The organism is Aeromonas sp. ZOR0002 (assembly GCF_963866995.1).
GTDB lineage: Bacteria > Pseudomonadota > Gammaproteobacteria > Enterobacterales > Aeromonadaceae > Aeromonas > Aeromonas caviae.
This window is the reverse complement of record NZ_CAWMFQ010000087.1, coordinates 1-4,437: the sequence shown is the minus strand read 5'-3', so window position 1 is coordinate 4,437 and position 4,437 is coordinate 1. Positions and strand designations below refer to the sequence as shown.

The following is a 4,437-nucleotide window of genomic DNA, read 5'->3' as shown; positions in this document are numbered from 1 at the left end:
CCGCCGATATCGCCGATGCGCTGGAATCCCTGCCGCCGGACGAGCGCCATGTGCTGTGGCAGCAGGTGGATGCAGACAAGCACGGCCAGATCCTGGTGGAGGCGTCGGAGACGGTGTGGGACAGCCTCATCAGCGGCATGAGCGACAAGGAGCTGCTGCACGCCCTGAGCACCCTCGACATCGACGACCAGATCTACCTGGGTCAGTACCTGCCCCGCAACCTGATGGGACGGCTGCTCACCTCCATGGCGCCGATGGACAGGGACAAGGTGCGCGAGGTGATCCGCTACGGCAAGCACACGGTCGGCGCCATGATGGACTTCGAGCTCATCACGGTGCGGCCCGACGTGACCCTGGCCACCGTCCAGCGCTATCTGCGCCTGCGCGGCAAGATCCCCGCCAACACCGACAAGCTGTTTGTCACCGATCGGCGCAACCGGCTGCAGGGGGAGCTGCCCCTCACCGCCGTGCTGCTGCACAAGCCCGAAACCCTGGTGAGCAACGCGATGGAGAAGGATCCGGTCACCTTCGATCCGGAAGACAACGACGAGGCCGCCGCCCGCACCTTCGAGCGGGACGACCTGGTCTCCGCCGCCGTGGTGGATGCCAGGGGCAAGCTGATGGGACGGCTCACCGTCGCCGAGGTGGTGGACCTGGTCTATGAAGAGAGCGACACCGACCTGCGCCGCATGGGGGGGATCAGCGAGGAAGAAGACGTGTTCGCCCCCGTCTCCAAGGCGGTCAAGACCCGCTGGGCCTGGCTCGCCATCAACCTCTGCACCGCCTTCGTGGCATCAAGGGTGATCGGCCTGTTCGAGCACACCATCTCCCAGCTGGTGGCGCTGGCGGCGCTGATGCCCATCGTCGCCGGCATCGGCGGCAACACCGGCAACCAGACCATCACCATGATAGTGCGGGCGCTGGCGCTGCAGCATATCCAGACCGGCAACGTCTCCTTCCTGCTGTGGCGCGAGCTGGGGGTGGCCCTGATCAACGGCCTGGTGTGGGGCGGCACCATGGGGGTGGCCACCTACATCCTCTATCAGGATGCGGCGCTGGGCGCGGTGATGACGCTCGCCATGATGCTCAACCTGCTGGTGGCGGCACTGATGGGGGTCATCATCCCCATGACCATGAGCCGGCTGGGGCGCGACCCGGCGGTGGGTGCCAGCGTGATGATCACCGCCATCACCGACACCGGCGGCTTCTTCATCTTCCTGGGGCTGGCGACCCTGTTCCTGCTCTAGGGCCCGAGGCTGACCGTCTGCGGCGCCTGCCATGACGCGGGGCCGCTTTCGCGCAAAAACGGCATTTCCCGCCACTGGGCAAGGAATAGTCGTTGAAATGCCAACCCCACTCCTTATACTGGATCCACCTGTTTCCAGCGGTGGATCTGACACAATGGAATACAACACTTCAGAACTGTGCGACATCTATCAGGACATGGTGGATGTGCTCGAACCCATGCTCTGCTCCTTCGGCGGCCGCGCCTCTTTCGGCGGCGTCATCACCACAGTCAAATGCTTCGAATCAAACGGCCTGATCCGTGAACTGGTCAAGGAGAACGGCGTTGGTCGCGTGCTGTTGATCGACGGCGGTGGCTCCATGCGGCGTGCCCTGATCGACAGCGAGATCGCCACCACGGCGGCGGAAAATGAGTGGGAAGGGATCGTCTGCTACGGTTGCGTCCGTGAGGTCGATATCCTGGAAGATCTCGACATCGGCATTCAGGCCCTGGCGGCCATTCCGGTGGGCGCCGACAGCAAGGATATCGGGGAAACCGATCTGCCGGTCAACTTCGGCGGCGTCACCTTCCTGCCGGATGACCACCTCTATGCCGATACCACAGGGGTGATCCTCTCCCCCGATGCCCTCGACATCGAGTAAACAGCGCTGAGTGAAAATGGGAGCCCTGGCTCCCATTTTTTATGCCCGCTGATGGCGGAAAAGACGCAAAAAAAGAGGGCCAGTAAACTACTGGCCCCTTAACTGGAAGCAATGTGAGCAATGTCGTGCCTTCACAAGAAGTCCATCACGTTGGAACAAATGAAGTCTTTCCCGGAAAACAAGGTAACAATAATCATTCTCATTTAACTGTGCAAGCCTTATTTGCGAAGATCGCAAAAAAATTGACCACCCATGGGGGTGGTCAATCTCGTCAGGCTTGTCGCGTAGCAGCTTGCAGGCCAGCCAATCCGGCCTCCCCCACCAGCTTGCGGCTGAGATAGCGCAGCAGCACACCGTAAAGCGGCACAAACAACCCAAGACTTATCAGCAACTTGAATACGTAATCCACGGTCGCGATCTCGACCCAGTGCTCGGCCATGAAGGGATCTGTGCTGCGCCAGAAGGCGATGCTGAAGAAGGCGATGGTATCCACCAGATTGCCGAACAGGGTGGAGGCCGCCGGAGCCACCCACCAGGCTTTCAGCAGGCGCAGGCGGTTGAACACCACCACGTCCATGAACTGGCCCACCAGATAGGCCATAAAGCTGGCTAACGCGATCCGGGCAACAAAGAGATTGAACTCTGCCAGATTGCCCACCCCCTGGAAGCTCCCTTCGAAGAAGAGTACCGAGAGCACGTAGGACACGGTCAATGCCGGCAGCATCACGGTCTGGATGATCTTGCGCGCCAGGCCGGCGCCGAAAATCCGCACCGTCAGATCGGTGGCCAGGAAAATGAACGGGAAGCTGAATGCACCCCAGGTGGTGTGGAAGCCAAAGATGGTGATCGGCAGCTGCACCAGGTAGTTGCTGCTGGCAATGATCAGGATGTGGAACAACGAGAGACGCATCAGTGCCGTCTGGTACTGAGCCGGAGTCAGGTTCATATTGTGACCTTTTTGGTTAATGGGGTTAGGGAACCCATATCGCCACCATGGCGATAATCAAGGGGCGAGATTATACGCCCCAAAATTGATAGTTCAATCTTTATGCGGTTATCTCAAGGGATTGACTCGCATCGCACGCCAAGCTCACTCCCGGGACTGCCGAGCCAGCCAGAGCAGCGCCTCCGCGTCGTCCGGCTGCACCGCCGCCAGCCAGCAGCCACTGTAATGTTCGTACTCGAGCCGAAAGCGGCTGCCTTCAAACTCCAGCAGCCAGCTGTGGCGATCCGCCCCCCACTCCCGCTCGAGTGCCGCCAGCTCCCACTCCTGCAACAGGGCCTCGGCCAGAGTCGGGAAGCTGTCCCAGTCAAGGCCCGGGCAGGTCAGCATCACCACCCCGGCTTCCCTGTCTGTCTGCGTGATACGCCAGTTCATCCGTTGCTCCTCAACTGCTGCACGAGAGCTCGCCCCCGCAATACCAGCCCGGATGCGGGGTGGCGAGATCCTCGTATTCGGGTTGGTCATCATAGGGGTGCTGCAGGGCCGCAAACAGCCGCTCGAACGGCGCCATGTCGCCCTGTTCTGCCGCCTCGATCACCTGCTGGGCCAGGGCGTTGCGCAGCACATACTTGGGATTGACAGCGTCCATCTGCCCCTTGCGCACGCCATCCACGCTCCCTTCCCGGGCGAGGCGCGCCCGATAGGCCTCAAGCCACCCCTGCCAGACGGCAGGATCGGGCAGCAGGGCCAGCAGGCGGGCGGGCCACGCTCCCTCTCGCGTCACCTCACCGAGACGCCGCAGGAAGAGGTGGTAATCCACCTTGTGCGCCGCCAGCAGCCGGAACAACTCGCGGAACAGCGCCGGATCCTCCTCTTCCCACACCGCCAGCCCCAGCTTGGCGCGCATCAGCTCGGAGTAGTGCAACATCAGCTGGTGCTCGTACTGGGCCAGGGCCGACGCGAGCGCGTCGCCATCCACATGGCCGGCCAGCGCCTGTGCCAGCTTCTGCAGGTTCCAGTATCCGACCGCAGGCTGCTGATCCAGCGCATAGCGACCATCCGGATCCGAGTGGTTGCAGACGAAGTCCGGCACATAGGCGTCGATGAAACCGTAGGGGCCGTAATCCAGGGTCAGCCCGAGCAGGGACATGTTGTCGGTGTTCATCACCCCGTGACAGAACCCCGCCGCCTGCCACTTGGCGATGAGCCGCGCGGTGCGGCGCACTACTTCGGCAAACAGCTCGGCGCCATCGGTCAGCTCGGGGAAGTGGTAACGCCGCGCATAGTCGATGAGGGCCGGGATCTTCTCCCCCTGTCCGCTCCATGCGAAATACTCGAAGTGACCGAAGCGCAGATGGCTCGGCGCGGTGCGCAGCACGGTCGCCCCGCTCTCCACCTGCTCCCGGTAGACAGGCTCGTCACTGCCCAGCAGCACCAGAGCCCGGGTGGTGGGAATGCCGAGGGCATGCAGCGCCTCGGAAGCCAGGTACTCGCGAATGCTGGATCGCAGCACGGCACGGCCGTCGCCGAAGCGGGAGAATGGCGTCTTGCCCGCCCCTTTGAGGTGCAGGTCCCAGCGGCTGCCATCAGGCGCCAGCTGCTCCCCC

5 protein-coding genes are annotated in these 4,437 nt (G+C 62.5%); 2 read left to right on the top strand and 3 right to left on the bottom strand.

The features are described from left to right. Positions 1-1,247 (top strand): magnesium transporter (mgtE, locus tag AACR77_RS04805; RefSeq protein WP_042880110.1); only part of this gene is annotated, 1,247 nt, incomplete at its 5' end. A gap of 154 nt (positions 1,248-1,401) precedes the next feature. Beyond that, the gene (rraA, locus tag AACR77_RS04800) at positions 1,402-1,887 is read left to right on the top strand and encodes a ribonuclease E activity regulator RraA (RefSeq protein ID WP_010676045.1); all 486 of its coding nucleotides are present in this window, start codon (positions 1,402-1,404) and stop codon (positions 1,885-1,887) included. A 271-nt stretch (positions 1,888-2,158) separates the two neighbouring features. Here the strand turns inward: rraA and AACR77_RS04795 are convergent, their stop codons facing one another. The 3 genes from AACR77_RS04795 to AACR77_RS04785 all read right to left on the bottom strand — a co-directional run. Next, on the bottom strand, positions 2,159-2,833 hold the full coding sequence (locus AACR77_RS04795; protein WP_010676046.1) for a 7-cyano-7-deazaguanine/7-aminomethyl-7-deazaguanine transporter: 675 nt from the start codon (positions 2,831-2,833) through the stop codon (positions 2,159-2,161). A gap of 144 nt (positions 2,834-2,977) precedes the next feature. Then, complete coding sequence (locus AACR77_RS04790) at positions 2,978-3,265, bottom strand: DUF3630 family protein (RefSeq protein WP_041211964.1); 288 nt, start codon at positions 3,263-3,265, stop codon at positions 2,978-2,980. 10 nt (positions 3,266-3,275) lie between these two features. Then, a partial coding sequence (locus AACR77_RS04785; RefSeq protein WP_042880108.1) for a protein adenylyltransferase SelO occupies positions 3,276-4,437 on the bottom strand: 1,162 nt, incomplete at its 5' end.

What these genes read in the sequence shown, in the direction of transcription:
- AACR77_RS04795 (WP_010676046.1), bottom strand. Translation starts at nt 2,833, where the DNA reads ATGAACCTGACTCCGGCTCAGTACCAGACGGCACTGATGCGTCTCTCG.
- rraA (WP_010676045.1), top strand. Translation starts at nt 1,402, where the DNA reads ATGGAATACAACACTTCAGAACTGTGCGACATCTATCAGGACATGGTG.
- AACR77_RS04790 (WP_041211964.1), bottom strand. Translation starts at nt 3,265, where the DNA reads ATGAACTGGCGTATCACGCAGACAGACAGGGAAGCCGGGGTGGTGATG.